This window comes from Natronogracilivirga saccharolytica (assembly GCF_017921895.1).
Taxonomy (GTDB): domain Bacteria; phylum Bacteroidota; class Rhodothermia; order Balneolales; family Natronogracilivirgulaceae; genus Natronogracilivirga; species Natronogracilivirga saccharolytica.
On the sequence record NZ_JAFIDN010000003.1, the window covers coordinates 59,956 to 80,106 of the forward strand.

16 protein-coding genes and 1 pseudogene are annotated in these 20,151 nt (G+C 50.3%); 12 read left to right on the forward strand and 5 right to left on the reverse strand.

Features of this window, described 5'->3' with window-relative positions; translation table 11 throughout:
* The first annotated feature begins 378 nt into the window (after nt 1-378).
* From NATSA_RS04705 to NATSA_RS04750, 10 genes are all read left to right on the forward strand, one after another.
* Nucleotides 379-1,119, forward strand: a complete 741-nt coding sequence (locus tag NATSA_RS04705) for a flagellar hook-basal body protein (protein WP_210510859.1) — start codon at nt 379-381, stop codon at nt 1,117-1,119.
* A 22-nt stretch (nt 1,120-1,141) separates the two neighbouring features.
* Nucleotides 1,142-1,936: a flagellar basal-body rod protein FlgG gene (flgG, locus tag NATSA_RS04710; RefSeq protein WP_210510860.1), complete on the forward strand. Its 795-nt coding sequence runs from the start codon at nt 1,142-1,144 to the stop codon at nt 1,934-1,936.
* A 36-nt stretch (nt 1,937-1,972) separates the two neighbouring features.
* Nucleotides 1,973-2,707, forward strand: coding sequence for a flagellar basal body P-ring formation chaperone FlgA (gene flgA / locus NATSA_RS04715; protein WP_210510861.1), 735 nt, complete (start codon nt 1,973-1,975; stop codon nt 2,705-2,707).
* Nucleotides 2,708-2,745: 38 nt separating this feature from the next.
* Nucleotides 2,746-3,372: a flagellar basal body L-ring protein FlgH gene (locus NATSA_RS04720; protein ID WP_210510862.1), complete on the forward strand. Its 627-nt coding sequence runs from the start codon at nt 2,746-2,748 to the stop codon at nt 3,370-3,372.
* A 62-nt stretch (nt 3,373-3,434) separates the two neighbouring features.
* A complete protein-coding gene (locus NATSA_RS04725; RefSeq protein WP_210510863.1) occupies nt 3,435-4,571 on the forward strand; it encodes a flagellar basal body P-ring protein FlgI in 1,137 nt (378 codons plus the stop codon).
* A 24-nt stretch (nt 4,572-4,595) separates the two neighbouring features.
* Entirely contained in the window at nt 4,596-4,973 is a 378-nt protein-coding gene (locus NATSA_RS04730) for a rod-binding protein (RefSeq protein WP_210510864.1), read from the forward strand.
* 133 nt (nt 4,974-5,106) lie between these two features.
* Nucleotides 5,107-5,622: a hypothetical protein gene (locus NATSA_RS04735; RefSeq protein ID WP_210510865.1), complete on the forward strand. Its 516-nt coding sequence runs from the start codon at nt 5,107-5,109 to the stop codon at nt 5,620-5,622.
* A 224-nt stretch (nt 5,623-5,846) separates the two neighbouring features.
* On the forward strand, nt 5,847-7,205 hold the full coding sequence (flgK, locus tag NATSA_RS04740; protein ID WP_210510866.1) for a flagellar hook-associated protein FlgK: 1,359 nt from the start codon (nt 5,847-5,849) through the stop codon (nt 7,203-7,205).
* Between the two features lie 2 nt (nt 7,206-7,207).
* Nucleotides 7,208-8,101 (forward strand): flagellar hook-associated protein FlgL, encoded by an 894-nt coding sequence (gene flgL / locus NATSA_RS04745; RefSeq protein WP_210510867.1) that lies wholly within the window; start codon nt 7,208-7,210, stop codon nt 8,099-8,101.
* Nucleotides 8,102-8,136: 35 nt separating this feature from the next.
* Nucleotides 8,137-9,528 (forward strand): tetratricopeptide repeat protein, encoded by a 1,392-nt coding sequence (locus tag NATSA_RS04750; protein ID WP_210510868.1) that lies wholly within the window; start codon nt 8,137-8,139, stop codon nt 9,526-9,528.
* Between the two features lie 17 nt (nt 9,529-9,545).
* Here the strand turns inward: NATSA_RS04750 and NATSA_RS04755 are convergent, their stop codons facing one another.
* The 5 genes from NATSA_RS04755 to NATSA_RS04775 all read right to left on the reverse strand — a co-directional run bounded on the left by NATSA_RS04755 (nt 9,546) and on the right by NATSA_RS04775 (nt 13,735).
* Nucleotides 9,546-11,024: a sigma-54-dependent transcriptional regulator gene (locus NATSA_RS04755; protein WP_210510869.1), complete on the reverse strand. Its 1,479-nt coding sequence runs from the start codon at nt 11,022-11,024 to the stop codon at nt 9,546-9,548.
* A 141-nt stretch (nt 11,025-11,165) separates the two neighbouring features.
* Nucleotides 11,166-11,513 carry a hypothetical protein gene (locus NATSA_RS04760; RefSeq protein WP_210510870.1) on the reverse strand — a complete coding sequence of 116 codons (348 nt, stop codon included), beginning with the start codon at nt 11,511-11,513 and terminating at the stop codon, nt 11,166-11,168.
* 15 nt (nt 11,514-11,528) lie between these two features.
* Nucleotides 11,529-11,969, reverse strand: coding sequence for a hypothetical protein (locus tag NATSA_RS04765; RefSeq protein WP_210510871.1), 441 nt, complete (start codon nt 11,967-11,969; stop codon nt 11,529-11,531).
* A 12-nt stretch (nt 11,970-11,981) separates the two neighbouring features.
* Nucleotides 11,982-13,409, reverse strand: coding sequence for a flagellar filament capping protein FliD (gene fliD / locus NATSA_RS04770; protein WP_210510872.1), 1,428 nt, complete (start codon nt 13,407-13,409; stop codon nt 11,982-11,984).
* Between the two features lie 5 nt (nt 13,410-13,414).
* On the reverse strand, nt 13,415-13,735 hold the full coding sequence (locus NATSA_RS04775) for a flagellar export chaperone FliS (RefSeq protein ID WP_210510873.1): 321 nt from the start codon (nt 13,733-13,735) through the stop codon (nt 13,415-13,417).
* Nucleotides 13,736-14,450: 715 nt separating this feature from the next.
* Between NATSA_RS04775 and NATSA_RS15725 the strand changes: the two are divergent.
* Together NATSA_RS15725 and NATSA_RS04780 are read left to right on the forward strand one after the other, a co-directional pair.
* A pseudogene (locus NATSA_RS15725) lies at nt 14,451-14,891 on the forward strand (tetratricopeptide repeat protein); the annotation flags it as partial.
* 231 nt (nt 14,892-15,122) lie between these two features.
* Complete coding sequence (locus NATSA_RS04780) at nt 15,123-19,853, forward strand: FkbM family methyltransferase (RefSeq protein ID WP_246481709.1); 4,731 nt, start codon at nt 15,123-15,125, stop codon at nt 19,851-19,853.
* Nucleotides 19,854-20,151 lie beyond the last annotated feature (298 nt).

Genomic DNA, 20,151 nt, shown 5'->3' on the forward strand with positions numbered 1-20,151 from the left:
GATAAGGACAAAAACGATACCAGTTTTGCAGAGGGGCGGATGAGCGGAAAATGATGCACCGGAGGCCATGCAGTCGTGCCGCTGCGGTCAAATCCGGCATAAAAAGTTCCTTTCAGCGGAAAACATTTCCTTGAAACGAAGTGCCGGACCTGGCGGAAGCATGGAAATTTTTTCTCCGGCAGTGATGATCCGGGCTGGCCGCACGCATCCTGGCCGAAATCATGGCTGCGCAGCGAAAAGGGCTAAAACAGGCTCTGTTTGAAGCCAAAGCCGGTAAAATTGGGCTTTTGTGTTTCTGTTTAATGATCCGAGCCCATCGTGGCATACATTTTGAAGACATTCCGGTGAGTACAAGAATTATTACCAACGCAAATCATTATGATCGACCGTTTTCAGTCTCATATGCAGGCCATGCAGATGTTCTCCAAAGCACAGGATATCACGGCGAACAATCTGGCCAATATAAATACACCCGGTTTTAAAGGGGATACGCAGTTTCAAAGAATTCTGACCGAGCAGGTGGACGGGCAGCAGGTGAAGCACACCGTCCCGATGCAAAGCGTCAACCTCTCCCAGGGTGAACTTGAACCCACGGGAAACACCTTCGACTTTGGTATCAACGGGGAGGGTTTTTTCATGATCGAGAAGGACGGACAGGCGAATCTTTCCAGAGACGGCCGTTTTCATCTTGATCCGGACGGGTATCTGAAAGACAGCCGCGGCGGACATGTGATGGGCCACGCCGGAAGGATACATATTCCCGAGTATTTCCATGCCATGGACCATGACAACGGCAATGCACAGCTGGAGGTGGCCAAAGACGGCACGATACGGTTGAATGATGAGGTGTATGACCAGATACGTGTTGTGCGCGTCGATGATCCGTCAGCTCTGGAGCGGCGCGGAAACGCCTATTTCTCGGCACCGGGAGCCATGCTTCAACCACAGGATGAAAACAGCGAGGTCGTTCAGGGGTATTTTGAAAAGGGCAATGTGCAGGCTCTGGAAGAAATGACCGGACTGATGAAGAATATGCAGATGTTTGAAGCTCAGCAGCGGGCCATGCGCACCACGGACGAGCTTTTATCCCAGGCAACCAACACGCTGGGAAGATTTTAACATACAATAAAGAGGAAAATTTATGTTTCGAGCACTGAGCACCGGCGCACTTGGTATGAGCGCCCAGCAGAAATCGGTGGACAATATTGCCAACAACCTGGCCAATGTTAATACGACCGGCTACAAGCGGACATCCATCGCGTTCCAGGATATGTTTTATGAGAAAGTGGCCTCTTCAAAGCACGGGGCCGCGGCGAGCAGGCCGGCCAATGACGGGCCTTCCCTGGAAATCGGACATGGCTCCCAGCCTGTTGCGACGCTGAGAAACTTCATGCAGGGTCCGGTCGAGGAGACCGGGGCCGCCCTGGATGTTGCGATCAACGGCACCGGATTCTTCCAGGTCGAAATGCCTGACGGAAGCATCGCATACACCCGTGACGGTAACTTCAGCCGCGACTCCTCCGGTTTGATGGTGAATAATTCCGGTCTTCCGCTTGCCGATATGATCGAGATACCGATGGAAGCAGTCGGAATCGAGATTTCACAGGAAGGCGTTGTCACAGCTCAGATGGCAGGTGATGCCGGACAAATAGACCTGGGTCAGATCGAAATGGCCAAGTTCATCAATCCCGGCGGACTGACGGCGATGGGTGACAACCTGTTTTCCGAGACCGAAGCATCCGGAATGCCGTTCTACGGCAACCCGGGTGAGGAAGGATTCGGCGTGCTCAGGCAGGGTTATCTGGAGCAGTCCAACGTGGATATCGTCAATGAAATGGTGAAGCTGATCGAGGCGCAGCGCGCTTATGAAACCAATTCCAAAGTTGTGCAGACAGCTGAGGATATGATGCAGGTCACCAACGGCATTAAACGCTGATAAGCAGAATCACCGTCTGATACGTATTCTGAAACAATGAAAATTCATCCTTTTCTATTACCCCGGCTACTGATTGCATCCGTGCTGCTCTGTTGCAGCGTGGGTGCAGTTCAGTGCGTTGCCGCTGCTAAGGGTGAGAACGGTGCGGTGGACCGGATTCTTGAAGCCGCACAAACGGCGCTGGAAGAGCGGCATGATCCGGACCGCTACCGGTTTGCTACGGATCCCAGGTGGATACCGCGGTCCCTGGCTTCCGAACCCGCTTCATCTGTCCGGGAAGTGTCTCTGGAGGGCAGTGTCGGGCGATACACCTCTTTTTCTGTTGAATATTCAAGCGGCGGCAGAAATCGCACGGCTGATATTCAACTCAAGGTCACTATGGAGAAAAAGCTGCCGGTAACCTCGGAAAGGGTGACCTCGGGTACGGTGATTTCTGATGATCACCTGGAATACCGCTGGGTGGAAATCGGCCGCTGGCGGGGACAACTGGTTTCCGAAGCTGACGAGCTTCCGGGCAAGACACTCAGACGGACACTGGCCATGGGCGAGCCGGTGCGTCGCGCGGATATTACCACCGAGTATCTTGTAGAAGCCGGGGAAAGTGTCACGCTGGTATTTATTAACAGCGGAACACGTATTGACCTGTCCGCCACGGCAAGGCAGAGCGGAGCACTGAATGAAGATATCCGTCTCTACAGCGAGGAGACACGGAGAACCTATCTCGGCACCGTTTCCGGAAACGGAGAGGTAATCTGGAAGCGGACACTGTAGGCACATGAATACATACTGACTGTCAAAAACACCACAATATGTCCAGGCAAATTATTTCGATAACGTTGTTTTTTACTGCTGTCAGCCTCATTGCCGCTGCGGCAATGCCGGCATCAGCGCAGAACTCTCTTTACCGCGATGTAAAAGCGCAGGAGGTCGGCGATATCATCACAGTGATTCTTCAGGAGAATATTTCCGGCAGTTCGTCCTCGGATTCAAGAAGGAACTCAAGCACCGGCGGTGAGGCTTCGGGATCCACATCAAGCAACTTCCTCCCATTTGAACCCTATTTCGGCAGCAGTGCATCCGTCAATTACGACGCCGATGAGCGGAATCTTGCCAATCAGCAGCAGCTTCTGGAAGGCTATCTCAGCGTCCAGATCCGGGAAGTTACCGAACGCGGTGACCTGATTGTGAGCGGCAGCAGGCTTACAGAGATCAACGGAGAGCTCCACGAGATTACACTTGATGGTGTTGTGCGGTCCAATGACGTGGACAGCCGCAACCGGGTGCCCTCTTATCGCGTGGCCAATGCAGAAATCAATTACCAGAAAAAGCAGGGCATCAGTCAGTCATCCAGACGGCCCGGTTTTGCGAGAAGGCTGGTGTTTTACGGTATCGGCGCTGCTATGGGAGCAGCCATACTGGTCCGCGAGCTTCAGTGACGGTACTTCATGATCCGCAATGATTTAAAAACGTACTTCAATCCAAATTTTATAACAACGCCATGACCGCGTTCAGAAACATATTGATTTTTGTGATGGCCGGGTTGTTCCTGGTTCCGATCAACGGTGAGTTGTCGGCCCAGACCCGCCTGAGCGACCTGGTGGAGGTAGAGCAGGCGCGCCGTAAAGAACTGATCGGATACGGACTGGTAACGGGACTCGACCGTACCGGAGACCGCACGCTCAGCAGCCGAGGATCGGTTTTCACCGTCCAGTCCATCGCAAACATGCTTGAAAATTTCGGCATTACCATAGACGGTGACCGGCTGCGGACCCGCAATGTTGCGGCCGTAATGGTGACGGCTACCATCGGACCCTACCATGCACCGGGCAGCGAGATTGATGTGACCGTATCGTCCCTCGGGGATGCCAGCAGTCTTCAGGGAGGCGTGTTGCTGCAGACCCCGCTTTTTGATCCGGATAATGAGGAGGTTTTTGCAAAAGCACAGGGGCCGCTTATTGTAGGCGGGATTACCGCCGAGATACCGGGTGCGCGTATTACCCGCAATCAAACACTGACGGCCACGGTCCCGGGAGGGGGGATGGTCGAAAAAAACACCACGTTTTCGCATGACAGTGAAACTCCGCTGGGATTGGTGCTTCGTGACCCCAATCACACAAACGCCCGGCGTATAGTCGAACAGATTAATGAAACGTTTGACGAAGATCTGGCGCATATTGAGCATCCCGGACTGGTTCGGGTTGCGTGGCCGGAGGCGTTCCGCGACGACGCAGGAAACATGAACGTGTTTACCAGCCTGATCATGGAGCAGGAAATTACTGTTGACACACCGGCACGGGTCGTCATCAACGAACGCACCGGCACGATTGTAGCCGGTGGCAATGTCATTATCGATGAAGTGATGATTGCACACGGCAACATTCAGGTGCGTACGCAGGTGACGCCATTCATATCCCAGCCACCGCCGTTCTCACCGGGTGAAACCGTTGTGGGACAGATACCGGAAGTGGGCATCAGCGAGCAGGCGGCCCAGACTCTTCTTCTGGAGCCGGAGACGACGGTCGATCAGCTTTCGGGATCGTTGAACTCACTGGGACTCAGTCCCCGCGATATCATCTCCATCTTTCAGGCGCTTGACCGGTCGGGTTCTCTCAGGGGAAAACTTATTGTGATGTAACAACAGAAATATCTCTTTTGCACTATGAATATTGAAAATCTCCTCCAGCTGAAAAATGTATCACCGGGTGACGACCGCCACGAGACCATCCGCCGGGAAAAAACGGCTGAAGAGTTTGAGGAACTGTTTGCGCGTCATCTCGTTCGTGAAATGACTAAAAATACGTTCGAAATGGCCGATAACAATGGTGGGCCCGGACAGGCAAACAGCATGTACCGTGAATTTGTAACAGACACGCTTGCCGGAAAACTGGCATCACAAAGGCAGCTCGGAATGGCTGACCTGGTGACGAAATACTGGAACAGCCAACCCGGACTCAATGAAAAAGATGAAAACAGGCCGGCTTCTGAAGGACCGGTGGAATTGAACGACAAAAGAACGGAAAACCACACTTTGAAGTGAAATGAGATGAACTAGGCCGGACATGGTCCCGGGTCTGCAGCAGCATGAATACATACGGTCATGAAAACTCAAGTATCATTTGGAATCAGGATTTTAAACACACAAAAATTATTACCAGTTAACAGGAGCAGTTATGCAGAATCACTCCCAAAGCACCTTTCCCATCAATGAATTGTCCCGAAAAGCAAGACTGCTCGACCATGCCAGTCAGCACCTGCTTGAAGTGATGGATGAGCAGGTCAATGCCGTGATAGCATCCGAAGCAGACAAGCTTGTCCGGTGCACGGAAAAGAATGTTTCAGCCCAGCAAACATTCATGAATGCCGAGAAAGCGTTCATCAATTCGCTTGTTACCAGCATTCCCGGCGCCTCCCGCAATGACAGCAGGGTATCTCTGGAACTGCTCAGGGAGTCCTATCCGGACCACGCGGAGGATATTGTCAAATGGAAAGATCAGATTTCACAGAATATTGACAAGCTGCAGCGCAAGCAGAAACAACTGGTGGAATTGCTGGACTTTGCACAACAGCAGAACAAATCGCTCATGCAGACACTCTACGGCGTAGAGGATGCAAAAAATGTACACTACAGCCAGAAAGGGGTGAAGTCAGGAGTGATGTCCGGCATGGCAGTGAACCAGGAAGGATGAGGAAATTAGAAATCATAACTTTTTAACACATGAAATGTCCATGACCGGGCCGACGCCCGGACACACAGGCATATGATTAAATACGGTCATGGCATTACATCTGACTGTATAAATCCAAAATTTTAAACAGATGAAATACCCATGGCGGCTTACCGTCACACAGGAGCATGATTATAGCCAACATGGGTACTACATGTGACGTCAGAATCATAAATTATAAACACATGAAAACCCTATTTGAAATTTCCAAAAGCGGACTGCAAAGCGCGGAACGGTCGCTGTCAGTGACTTCCAATAATGTCATCAATGCCGATACACCGGGATACAGTCGTCAGAGAGTGGAGAAAGAGCCGGTAGGCCAGCACGTAAGGGGTCTCCATTCCGGACTCGGGGTGAATATCACCAGCATATCGCGGCTTCGCAATGAACTTATTGATGTCCAGCTTGGCGACAAGCGCCAGGAAATGGGCTTCATGGAGGAAAAAATCAAACTGTACGAACAGCTGGAAACATCGGTTGCTTCCGATTCCGGCGGCGATCTTGATGTGCGTATCGGCAGCCTGTTCGATACGTTTTCAGAACTCTCCAACGATCCGCAGGACTTCAGTGTCCGCAATAACCTGGTCGGAGAAGCCCGGCAGCTTTCGGAAAAGATGGGGGACATGGACCGCAGTATTGACCGCGTTAGCGACGTCACCAGAGATTCGGTGAATACCACCGTTGACAAGATCAATGAAATCCTGGCTGACCTGGCCAGCCTGAACAAGTCCATCACTGTCTCCGATGCCATGGAACGACCGGATCATGCCAGTCTGGATGTACAGGTTCAGAAGCTTGAGGAGCTCTCCGAGCTGGTCGACATCGAAACGATGACCGCCAAAAACGGCGGACTCGAGATTCGCATCGGCGGTGTGCAGGTCCTCAACCAGGACACGCACCGGGAAATCGTTGCGCATAATGACGATGTCGAAAAGCAGTTCGACCTGCGCCTGGAGAACGGAACTTCGGTGAATGCCAGCGGAGGCAAGCTGGCTGCCGGCATTGATATTTATGAAAATGAAATACCCGGTATGAAAGACCGCCTCGACCGGATTGCAGAGACGCTCGTTACCGAAATCAACACCCTGCACAGCAGCGGATATGGTCTGGCCGATGACGAATCGCGCGACTTTTTCGACCCGGATTTCACCTCGGCATCCGACATCCGCATCAATCAGGAGATTGCGGATAATCACGAGCACATCGCGGCATCATCTGTTGCCGGACAGGCAGGAAACGGTGACATGGCGGCATCCATGGCCGAATTGCGGAACGAGCAGCTTATAGACGGACGGAAAGTTGTGGACTACGCGGTCAACCTTATCAGCGAGCCCGGAAGCAATCTGGCGCAGCTGCGGACGGCGGCCGACTCCAGAGAATCCGAGATACGGATGCTGGAAGTTCAGCAGGAGCGTGAGGCCGGGGTGAATGTGGATGAGGAGCTGAGCAAGCTCATCCAGTATCAGAACGCCTATCAGGGAGCCGCACGGGTCATGTCATCAGCCCAGCAAATGTACGATACACTAATCAGTCTTGTGAGGTAATCATGCGCATCACTCAGAAAATCATTTTTGACGATTTCATGCGGGATATCAACAAAAACCGCAGCAAGATGGCCGGCATTCAGTCGGACCTTTCCAGCGGGAAGCGGGTGCGGATACCCTCGCAGGATCCTGTTTCCTTCCAGCGAAGCCGGATTGTTGAAGAGGATATCCGCAAACAGGAGCAGTATCAGAAAAATATCAGCAACGGGTTGCGTCAGGGCAGACTGGCTCAGGAAGCTCTTGATGAAACCATCGACAGTCTCATCGATATCAAGCGAATTGCCACTCACGGAGCATCGGATACCTCGCGCGATAAAGTCAGAGAGTCCATGGCGGAAGAGATTTCCGGCATCAAGGATACCATGGTTGCGACATTGAACGGATCCTATGGTGACAGATATCTGTTTGCCGGGACCAACTCCGATCAGGAGCCGATGGAGTTTGATGATGCCGCTCCCGGCGGGGTGGCCAACAACAGCAACGATACGACACCCAGGGTCCAGGCCGGCGACAAGCTGTTCATTGAGATCAGCATCAACGGTGTGGAACTGCGGGACACCGACGCAGGGGACATGTTCGAAGTCATCGGCAATATCGAACAGGCGCTGATGGATGATGACACCGAATCGCTGAACGCCATGCTCACGGATATCAGCGAAGTGATCGATCATACCTCCATCATGGCATCCCGCCTCGGGAACAACATCAACAGGCTGGAATTCATGACCGAGCAGTATGAATCGACCAACATTGTGATGGAATCGGATGTCAGCGAGCTGGTTGACACCGATTATGCCAAGTCATTTTCAGATATGCAGCGGACTCAGATTGCTTTCGAAGCCGCCATGGCGGTACACACACAGATGATTCACAATACGCTGCTTGATTATCTGTAGCGGACTGTTTTGACCACAACAAACCGGACGGACATATGAACACAGAACAAGGACAGCAGAAGCACAGGATCGACTGGGTCGAGCCGGCACTGTATCTGTCGGATTCATCAAAACCGGTTCCTTCAACTCTGTTTCAGTGGCTGAAAGTGTTTCCGGCAGTTCAGGTCGCCTCTCCGGACGCGTGTCCGAAGTCGCTTGAGGGCAAAGTCTCCTGGTACCGTTATACTGATGAGGAAAACCGGACCGGTGTGTGGAATAAAATGGCGGCCGCAGCAAAAGCGCCTTGGGTTCTTTTTCTTCAGGATGATGAAAAACCGGATCTCAGCTCGATTCCCGGCATACAGGATATCTCAGAAGATTACTGGAAACCGGTATTGATCCGGTGGCGCGAAAACGGATCGATGCACCAGTGCTATCAGATCCGGCTGGTATCATCGGCTGCCGACAACCCGTTCGACGGGATCGGGCTGCCTGACGGCAGCGGCTATCTCTTCAGAAAGAAAATCCGTCTCGGTCATCAGCCCGTTACCATTCAGCGCGAAAGTGACCCGTTTGCTGATCTGGATACCGAACGGGAGCTCGTTTCGCCAAGGCCGTCATCACAATCGTTTCTCGTGGCAGGAAGAAGGCTTGTTCAGCAGGGTGATTACGTACTTGCGGCGGCTCAGTTCCGCAAAGTGCTGAAGACCGAAAAATTGCTTGTTTGTGACAGGGCAGCCGCCCTGAACGGCCTGGCCGGATGCAAGGCCGAGCAGTTCAAATGGGACCGGGCTGCTGAATTTGCAGAAAAATCCATCCGGCTGCAGCCGCGCCAGTGGCTTCCTTATCTGATCCTTTTCCGGATCCATCAGCTTGGAAAGCGATGGCAGGAAGCACATGATGTCCTGAGTGAATATCACAGGATGAACAAGCAGGTCTCGGGAGCCAGCTTTGACCGCACATTGTCGGAAACAGAGACCCTTAAACAACTGGCCGACATGTCAGCGCGCGCAGGGAATATGGAAGGTGCGTTTTCGTATTACCAGAAACTGTATGAGTCTGATAAGGCAGCTGTTGCGTCTGATGATTCTGAAGCGTCTGTTAAGGCTGATTCCGGCAATAAGCTTCTGGAACGGCTTTTGATTTTTGCCCTGGAGCTGGAAAAATACGACTGTTCGGTACACTACTACCGCAAGATGTTCGGTGATATCCCGCCGGGTGAAATGGATGAACAGCGGGAGGAGCTTCTTTTTGACTGCCTGGGTTTGTTTATGAGGAACGGATGGTACGATTTTGCTTCCGCCCGCTATAAGGAACTTGTGGAAAATGAGCCCGAAAACGATGTGTATATGCGCAGATGGCTCGTAGCGCTGTCTAAAAGCAAGGATATCGACAAGGCGCGGTCGCTGCTGACTGGCATCAGGAGAAGGAAACGCAAAGCAGTTTAGCAGCCGGTCAGTGCCGGTCAGTGCCGGGAGCCGATCAGCTGTTCCTCATCTTCAGCTGAATATCCGCTGTTTTTCAGCTTGTTGCGAATGGTCCGGTCTGAGATGCCGAGCAGTTTGCCCGCTTCCTTCTGATTGCCGCGGGTGCGCTCCAGCGCCTTCTTGATCATCAGCAGTTCCATCTCTTCGATGGGAATAAGCGGAACATCGGACAGCACCTCGGATTTTATTTCTTCAGAAGCCTGAGAGAAGAGCTGATCTTCGATGTCATCGATGCACAGTTCGTCTTTGTCACCGGAAAGGATCACGCCCCTGTGAATGACATTGTCCAGCTCCCGAACGTTGCCTTTCCACTCCTGCTGCATGAGATAATTCATGAGTTCATCGGTCGGCTTTTTTTCCGGAAGTTCATACTCATCGGTATATCTTTTGATCAGATGCTCAACCAGGAGCGGGATATCCTCTTTTCTTTCACGAAGCGGCGGGATGACAATCGGAAATACATTAAGCCGGTAGAAGAGATCCTCCCGGAAACGGTTTTCGGCCATGGCTTCCTTGATGTTCAGGTTGGTAGTGGCGATGATGCGGACATCAACCTTGACCGGTTTCTGGCTTCCGACCCGCTGAAATTCCTTTTCCTGCAGGACACGAAGCAGCTTGGCCTGGATGCTGATTTCGATTTCGGTGATTTCGTCCAGAAGCAGGGTTCCGCTGTCTGCCTTGTCAAAGGCGCCTTTTTTGTCGGTAATAGCTCCGGTGAACGCTCCCTTGACATGACCGAACAGGGTGCTCTCCACCAGTTCGGAGGGCAGGTTGGCGCAGTTAATCTTGACATAAGCCTCGTTGGCCCGGTTGCTTTCCTGCTGGACCAGATGTGCATAAACCTCTTTCCCGGTGCCGCTTTCACCCTGAATAAGCACGGGCGCGTTATTGTTGGCAATTCGGGGAAGCAGGTTGAGCAGCTTTTTTATGTTTTTGTGCCTCCCGACCATTTTGACTTTTTTGGGTCCGGGAGTCTTCCCTTTTTTCTGAGACTCTGAAAGGTCCTGCTCATGGGTGGCTGCCGCTTCAGAGGCAGGCTGCTGTCTGGAAGCAGGTTCTTTTTGCTGCGATTCTTTATTGCTGGAATCCTCTGTGAGACTGTTGAAATACCTGTTGATGCGATACAGCACTTCGCGTGCAGTGAATGGCTTGGTAATGTAGTCAAAAGCGCCTTTGCGGATGGCGTTGACCGAATGCTCGATGTTGCCGAAGCCCGTCATCAGGATGACTCCCGTACCCGGGTGGTGCTTTTTTACATGATTCAGAACCTCATCCCCGGTCATTTCCCGCATTTTGACATCACTAATGACGAGGTCAACGCTGTTTTTTTCCAGCCATGAGAGCGCTTTTTCGGGAGATTCAAAAGACTGAATATCATACTTGTTCATGGTCAGGTGCTCTTCCATGAAATCAAGCAATAATTTATCGTCGTCGACAATAAGTATGCGACCTTTCATTGAAAATTAAATAGGTGTTATGGTAATGTAGATGAATAAACGCTGTGACAGAATAATAAAATTACCGGTTATTCCAAAAACGGATATCTCATCTGTCAACCACAAACCTGATATAGCGGAAGCATTTATAAGAAAGGCAGGTTACTCCTCAAGCATTTTTCTGGCAATGCCGGTCCAGACAGCCGGATCGTTAAGCTTTTGTCCGATTTCTGTTTCTGCCGCCTTTTCTGAAGACTCGCTTTTTGCCGTGTCATATTCGGCAAGTTTGGCTTTCAATACATTCATTTTCTCAAAAGATGCCTGAGTCTGTTTTTCGTATTCTGTTTTTGCAAACAGTAGTTCGTTCTTCCGGAAAGAATATCCGTCAAGCGAAACCTTGTCCTGAGATCCGTTTTTTTCGCCGTCTACAGAGGATGCTCCTGATGCGGACTGCCCTTTTTTGGCGGGCTGCGACCCGTTCAGGTGTGTTGTCAGTTTCTTAATATCCATTTCAATACAAATATCTTAGCGTTCTGAAAAATAAGAAATATCAGGCTCGCCCAAAATGTGATATTTCTCTTCTGCCTTGCGCAAGTTGGATGCCCCGCCCAACTGTTCTTTTTGTCCCTCCATCTTTTCATTCAGGACGGACTCTGTCTGTTCATGGATCTTTTTAAACTCGTTAAACCGGTGATTCAGGGCGCTGCGATCAGAATCGGACAAATTCCGGACGAAAGAGGGTTCCAGATTGTCGATGCTGTTTTGCATTGCGTCAATCTGCTCCCTGCGGTCAGCCAGCATTTTTTCAAGTTTGTCAAAGTCAGAAATACCGGCATCCTGTTCCTCACCGGCAATTTCTTTACCAATACGCTCAGCATCAGGCTGATTGTCCGACGTGCTTACATGCGTCAAAATATCACTGCTGATACTGTTGATCTTATCGATATGCCGGAGTAGTTCGTCCATTGTCAAACCAGTTTAAAACATGCCAAGTTGCTGCTGAAATCCCATCACCTGATTGAACTGATCCTGTCCCTCAGTGATGATCTGCTGCAGACGGTTGAACTCATCCCGCTGACGCTCTTCATACTGCTCCAGATAGCGTTCCTGGGCCGCAATACGGTCATCCAGGCGGCTGATCTGCTGATCGATACCGTCTTTCATGGAAGCGATGATCCCGGTACGGGCCCTGGTGTACGCCTCGGTCTGCTCTTTCATCTGCGCAATGGGAGATTCCTCGCTGGTGAAAAATTCGGTCACTTCGCCCGGACGTGTTTCCAGCATCTCGTTCAGAAGCGCGCTGTCTTCCACACGCATGGTTCCGTCATTGTCAAATCCGATGCCCATTTCTGACAAGCGAGAGAGCTGACCCTCTTCAGCACCATCCATGGGCAGCAATCCGGTCTGACGCAGGTTCAGTGTGAGATTTCGGATTGATCTCATGTTCTGTAACTCACCGCGTTTGTCTCCTTCTGCGTCAACAAATGTTTTGTCGCGGATGGTCTTGTTCATGTCGTTGAAGGCGGAGATAAAACCATCAACATTGGAGCGTGCCTTGTCGGTGTCACGCTGGACGGTCATCTGCTCGGCCTGCTCGGACGGACGCATAAGTTCAAAAGTAAGCCCCGTTATTGCGTCATCAACTACGTTTTCGCTGCGTTCAAAAGTGACCCCGTCAATCGTGAAACGGGCATCCAGCTCATCCTGCGGCACAAGGTGCGTCATACCGTCCATTGCCGCCGTGCCGTCAGCCACTGCAGCCAGGGCTCCGCCGGCATCGCTGAACTCAAGGCGGTTTTCATTGCCGGTCATCAGGCTTTGGATGGAGAATTGAACCTCTTCATTGTTCACGCTGAACACATTGGCCTGGGCTTCTTCGCCGAAGTGCACCGAAACCTGGTCGGCAAATGACTCGAGGATTTCCCGGTTGGTCTTGTCGACCATATTGCCGTCCTCATCTTCCCTTTGTGCGGCAACAGCCAGCGTTTCGGTCTTGTCGCCGATGGTCAGAGTGATCTCCCCGTCGCCTTCGGCCGCAAGATCAAATCCGTCGCCCTGCATGACAGACGACAGCGCCGTGTCACGGGTAGCCAGCCGGTCGATGTCGATGTTATAGGTCGACGGCCGCTCGATGCCGTCAGCCGAGTGGACATTGACCACGCCTTCGTTGGATGACGATGTTTTAAGCGGACTGAAAGACTGATTGTCGGGATCCTGAAGTTCGGTCAGCTTGCTGTTGAATGTGGACAGCTTGGAGCTCACATCACCCAGGGCGTCTTTGCGCTCACGGTGATCGCTCTGCTCAGCCTGAAGCTTCATTTTGGTCTGGCTTTCAAGCTGTACCAGCTGCTGGACATATTTTTCGTATGGATTATTCTGCTGGAAAATATTTCCTACGGAACTCATAATCGTTACCCTTTGGCATTTTCAGCGGTGACCTGTGATGCCGACTCTTCCCAGGCATCACGAATCGGTTCGAGTATCTCCCGAATCTCTTCAAATTTCTTTTCACGAGACAAATCCTGGCAATAACGGTAGATGCTGTAGAGCTGATCGGCCGGCTGATGGTCAAAATTCAGTCCCTTGATCAGCGTGGAGAGGATTTCCCGCAGCTTTTTATCGTCTTCACGGTACGTTGACTGAATGGCCAGGTCATAGAGTTTTACCACCAGTTTGATTGGTGAGGCGTTCATGACAGCCTGACGCTGATATTGAAGTTGTGGGTCGCGCATAATGGTTCAGGTTTGATAGCTCGTGTTATTCGGGTTATCGGAATGATCCGCCAAAAACTTAATGAGATTAAGAAATTCTAAAGTGCTCCGGGAGATATCGCTGCAAGTTTCGTGCCACAGTAAATGGCATGTTCTTTGCAATGGTTTGATACGGACATATTGATGAGCTACGCATACACAAAACCAGTGTCCGATGGAATACTGATGACCGGGTGGCTTACCGATCACAAAGGCATACGATTATATATACTCATGACACTACATCTGTCATTATAAACCGAAAGCTTTTTAGCATGAAATACCAATTGCGGCTTACCGTCACACAGTAGCATGATTATAGCCAACATGGGTACTGTATGTGACGATTTAAATCCAAATATTTAAACACATGAAATGTCCATGACCGGCTGAAATCCGGACACACATGCGCATGATTGAAACGGTCATGTCATTCTATCTGACATTATAAATCAAAACTTTTAAACAGATGAAACTGCAGCTGCAGCGGGCGATCGCCCTTTTGAACAGCCAAAAACCGAATCCCGACAAAGCCATAAAGACACTCCGGCCTCTGGTGAAGAAAAAGAATGCTCCCTGGCCGGTGTTTCACTATATGGGCGTGGCGCTGATGCAGAAGGACAGGAATGGTGATGCAGCCGGATTCCTGCGCAAGGCACAGGAGCTTGGGTCCGATCAGCCGGAAACCTGGCATTTGATGTCCGTGGCCGAGCACAAACAGGGGAATCATGAGCAAGCGGTGATATACGGGCAGGAGGCGCTGAAGCGGAAACCCGATTTCTTCAAGGCGTGGCTCAATCTCGGATCGGCCTACAGGGCGCAGGCAAAACTTGAAAGTGCGCTCAAATGCTATCAGAAAGCCAATCAGCTCGATCCGCGAAGCGCCGGTGTGGCATTTCGCATCGGATCCATCTACAAGGACCAGGGCAATCTCAGGAAAGCCATGGAGCTGTTCGATATTACCCTGAAAGTCGACCCGGAATACCATCAGGCAAATATTCAGAAAGCACTTATCCACCAGAAAAGCGGGGAATATCAGGAAGCCAGGGCCTGCCTCGGGGCCATTCTGGAAAAAATGCCACGCGATCTGGAAGCGAGAATATCGCTGGCTGAGGTGTGCCGTGCAGAAGGCCGTTTCGAGGAAGCAATTTCCCGCTACGAGGACATTTTGTCCGAAAAGCCGAAATTCGGTGCGGTGCGATCCAATTATGCCCTGACGCTTCAGGATATGGGCCGGTTCAACGAGTCGGAACAGAACTACCGGCAGGCATTTCGTGATCAGCCGGGGTCCACGGAGTCCCTTTCCAATTACCTGATGGGACTCCATTACAATCCCGAAAGAACCCGGGAGGAAATTTTTGAGGCGCATATGGAGTGGGACAGGCACTTCGCGCCGGAAATCCGTCCGGAGCGCCCCGTGCCGGCCGATAAAAGCCCGGACCGCAAGCTGCGTGTCGGATTTATTTCCGGTGGGTTCTTCCGGCATCCGGTGGGCTGGATGATCACGGAAGCCCTGGAAAACCTGCCGGACGATCAGTTTGAAATTATTTGCTACACCAACAATAACATCAACGACCTGATCACAAAAAGGATACACGCGGCTTCGGATGAGTGGAAACCGATTGTCGGATACAGCGATGAGGTTGTCGGACAGATGATCCGGGATGATGAGGTCGATATTCTGGTCGAGCTTTCCGGCCATTCGGCGTACAACCGGCTGAAGACGGTCGCGATGGAGCCGGCGCCGGTCATTGTGAAGTGGGTTGGCGGACTGTTCAACACCAGCGGGCTCCGCGCCATGGACTACCTGATCACCGACTGGCACGAGTCGCCCGAAGGAGAAGAGCCCTGTTACACGGAGAAGCTGATCCGCATGCCCGATGATTACATCTGCTTTCTGCCGCCCGAATACGCCCCGGAAGTGGGACCCCTGCCGGCAGAAGAAAAGGGGTACATCACCTTCGGCTGTTTCAACAATCCGACAAAGGTGAACAGCCGGCTCATCGAAAAGTGGGCGGAAATCATGCATCGCGTGCCGGACAGCCGGTTGTTTCTCAAGAGCAAGCAATACGATACCGCGATGTTCACGGACAGCATTATCAGTCAGATGGAATCTGCGGGCATTGCCCGTGAACGGCTGATCTTTGAGGGGATGTCGCCGCATCCGGAACTGCTGGATGCGTACAACCGTGTGGATATTGCGCTGGACCCCTGGCCGTATTCCGGCGGTTTGAGTACATGCGAGGCGCTTTGGATGGGTGTACCGGTAGTGACGCTGCCGGGTCCGACCTTTGCCGGGCGGCATTCCACGACCCATCTGATGAATGCGGGTTTGCCGGAGATGGTGACCGGCAGCCGTGAGGATTACATCGCGAAGGCGGTGGCACTGGCCTCGGACAAGGAGGCGCTTGCGGAGCTGCGGGCGGGCCTGCGGGAGCGGGTGCGGTTGTCGGCGCTGTGCGATGGTGAGCGGTTCGGGGCACATCTGGCGGTGGCGTTTCGTGAGATGTGGAAGCAGCGCGTGGCAGGATGGGAATCTGCTGATGACGAATGGCGGGATCATATTGCGGTGGAAGCGGGTGTATCTGTCACAAAAAAATCAGCAGTTGAAAAAGAAGAAGCGGTGGCAAATGCATCCGGAAACGGTGCGCAGCAGGCATCGGGTGATATTAATGCAAACGGGAATGGGACCCTGTCACCGGAAACAAATGGTAATCCCGTGAAGGGCAGTACCGGTAACGGCTCAGTTGACAGTAATGAGGAAAAAACATGGAAAATCGAGACCAAAGACGATGTGACCATCTGCACACCGGCCGACCTGAACATGCTGACGCCGTATGTGTTGCTGGAGCAGGAACAATGGTACGAGCCGGAGCTCCAGTTTGTGCGGGATTACCTGAAGCCGGGCATGAGCGTGGTGGATGTTGGCGCCGGTTTCGGCGTGTACGCGCTGCCGATGGCGAAAAAAGTGGGTCCGGGAGGAAAGGTGTATGCATTTGAGGCGGGGTCGCTGGCGCGCAGACATCTGGAGATGAGCAAGCTGGAGAACGGGTTTGAGCAGCTCGAGGTGATTGGCCGGGCAGTGTCGGAAACACCGGGCAAAGCTGTTTTGAAGCATGGGAAGACTCCGGAGGAGAGCACGATCGTTGCTGACGGACAGGGCGATGAGGTGAACCTTGTCACGCTGGATGCCTGGTGGGAGTTTGAGGGGCGTCCGGAGGTGGGTCTGCTGAAAATTGATGTCAACGGAGAAGAGACCGCTGCATTGAAGGGGGCACAGCAGCTTGTCAAAGAGGAAAAACCACTGCTTTTGATTGCATTAAGCGGGCAGAACTCGCGTGATTTTGCGGAAGTTGCGGCCGGTTTTGGATACATCTTGTATGAATATGTACCCGGGGCGAACATTTTGACGGAACATGATGCCAATGCGGGTGCTGATCCTTATCTGCTGAATCTGATAGCAATTCATCAGAGTCAGCGAGGGGCAGCTAAAGAAGCCGGATGGCTGTATGATGAGGCAGTCGCAACATATGAGCCGAAGATCGATCTCTGGAAAACGGAGCTCGCAAAACTGCCGTGGACCGATGAGTTGATGGAGCAGTGCAAGAGTATTGAGGTTTCAGGAGACACTGAAAAGTATGTAAAGGCACTAAATTATCTGTTAGCAGCAGAACAGATTGAAGTATTTGGGGCGGCTGCCGGTCATGCCGGAAGCAAGAAGGCAAAACTGTTGCTTGCGGCGGCTCAGATGTTGATCAATTTGTACAATCAGGGGACGGAAAGTGCCCCTGTTGTGTTCACGCTGGTGCGGACATTACATGCATTGGGTAAACAAGGGCAGGCCGTGGCAGTGATGCAGAAACTGATTCAGACCACAAGCCTGGGACAGGAGAACATGAGTTTGGATCTTCCTTTCATGTTGCCGGTATCAGGCCAGGATCATGCGCCTGTCAAAACCGGTCTTGCAAAATGGCTGATGGTCAGAACAGTTGAGTCCTGGATTCAGCTCAAAGATGTGAGTACGTATCGGAGTGGTCCGCAGGAGCGTAAGATGATGGAGGTGCTTGAGGGGAATGCGGAAAAACAGCCCTTTATCATAAAAGCGGGTTTTCTTGGAAAAGGTAATGCTTATAACCTGAGCATAACTCATACATTATGGCAAAACTCGATTAATTTTAACAAATGGTTTTGGGTCGTCAAAAATGATGATAGCCCAATTGATTTGAACTTAAAAAATAAGAAGCGTAAGGTCGATATCTCTGATGAAAATAAACCTTCTACCAGGTTAATTGAAGCGGCAATTCGTAAGCTAACGGAACAAGAAGCTCCAATAATTCAAAGTGTTGCATATTATGATGTAGAGGGGAAAGCGAGAGGAGCAAGTACGGCAGTTGTTTACGAAGCTGCAGTTAAATATCGCAATCAGTCGAACATCAGATCTGCAAGTTTGCTCATAAAAGTTTTACAGAAAAAAGGATATACATTCGAGAGTGAGACAAACTACTGGGAGAGGGAGGGCTTATTTTATGAGAATCAACATTTGTTTGAAGGACATGCGCTAAAGTTTCCCAGAGCCTTAGCTATTGATAGAAATGAAGATAGGATCGTAATGATATTGGAATATCATTACGATAAAGGTACTCCCTGGAGAAGAATTGATTATTTAGAAGCGGCAAAAGCCATAGCTGATTTTAATAAAATAGTAAAGGTCGGAGATAAGAAAGACTGGTTTTACAGGTCGAAAATGAGTCAATTCAGGAATTCATTGACTTCTGCCAGGCAAATTGCAGACTATTTGGTCAAGATGAACATGAGGGATACCTGGGTCGATGATGCAAAAGAAATTATTCGCCTTACTGAAAAAAAAGTAAATGAAATATTCGGAAAACTATCAGACAGGCTCCCTGAAGTTTTGTGTCACTCTGACCTGCATAGAAACAATTTGATACGAAGTAGTAATGGGCTGGTTGCAATTGACTGGGCTACTGTGGGTACAGGTTTTCCGGGTGAAGATGTCGGAAGGATGATTCATCCAAATTATGCAGCGGGCACACATTGGCCAAATTTGGACAATTTGGAAGCATGGTTTTATGAAGTGGTAGATACCTATGTAGAGAATTGGTCTTCGGTAAATGAAGGTTATGACCCGGATGATATCGTCTCAGCTGCCAGAATAGGTTGTATTACAAGGGCGAATTTTTCCCTGTATAAGATGAAAAATACTTTAGCTGTTATTTCGAAAGGCATAAAAGAAGAAGCAACAAAGCAGTCAGTTAGCAAGGAGCTTGAAAAAGTAATCTCTTCAATGGATTTGTATTTACATCATTGCAGAATACTATTGAAAGAGGACGTTGAATCTTCAGTGGCCAAAAAAACTATCTCTACGCCAAAGAGTAATGGTTCAAGAAATAATTATAAATATCTCTTAAATGAGGGAGCTAAAAAAGACTCATTGACAAAAGCAAAAGATCATTTTGTAAAACTACTTGGCAATATTGAGACATATCAGCCGGTTTTTATAGAGAATAAACAAATATCTTCGGGTAGATACTCTATGGAAAGAGACTTGGTGATACGAGACATTATCAGGAAAAGTAATTGTCTATCGCTAAGTGATTATGGTTGCAGCGAAGGTCATTATCTAAGAATAGGTTGTGAAGAGGGGTGTTTCTCTGTAGGAATGGATGCAAGCAAAATTAAAGTAATGACGGCACAATGGTCTCTATGTCTTAATGGGTTTGAAAATTTTGCTTTGTATACCGGAAGCTTATATGACGAACAAATCATTAAGCAAATCCCCTCAACGGATATCACAATTTCCCTTTCTGTGATTCATCATATAATTATGGAAAAGGGGTTGGAATACGCAGAACATTTGATGACAAGTTTTTCTAGGAAAACAAATTTCGGGTTAATATTTGAAATGGGTCAATCAAATGAAATCAATTTTCATTGGCACAAATTACTGCCAGACATGGGCTCCGATCCGGATACATGGATTGCAGAATGGTTGAATAAGGTTGGCTTTAGCGATATAGAAACAATTTGTAAAGTTCCCAGAAGAGGTGTCGATCGATATACTTTTTTTGCCAAGATATGAAATCTTTTGTCACTACTATTCTGCGCCATAGAAACTTTATCACTTCTTATCAGTCATAGATTTCTGAATTCTTCTGAAGCTTAATCCAACACTAAACTGAATTTCATTCCAAGAGGTACTTATGCAAAAAGTTTTGAATATCTAAGCTTAAGCTCACCTCTTTTTCTTCCGATAACTGTGATCATCCCGCTCTCTCATCACTAAATCAGGGGGATCGCACATAATCACGTTTTCCGGAGGAGGAAGTGTTGCCACTGGCATAAATAACAGAAAATCAAAATGATGCCGGGTTTCTATG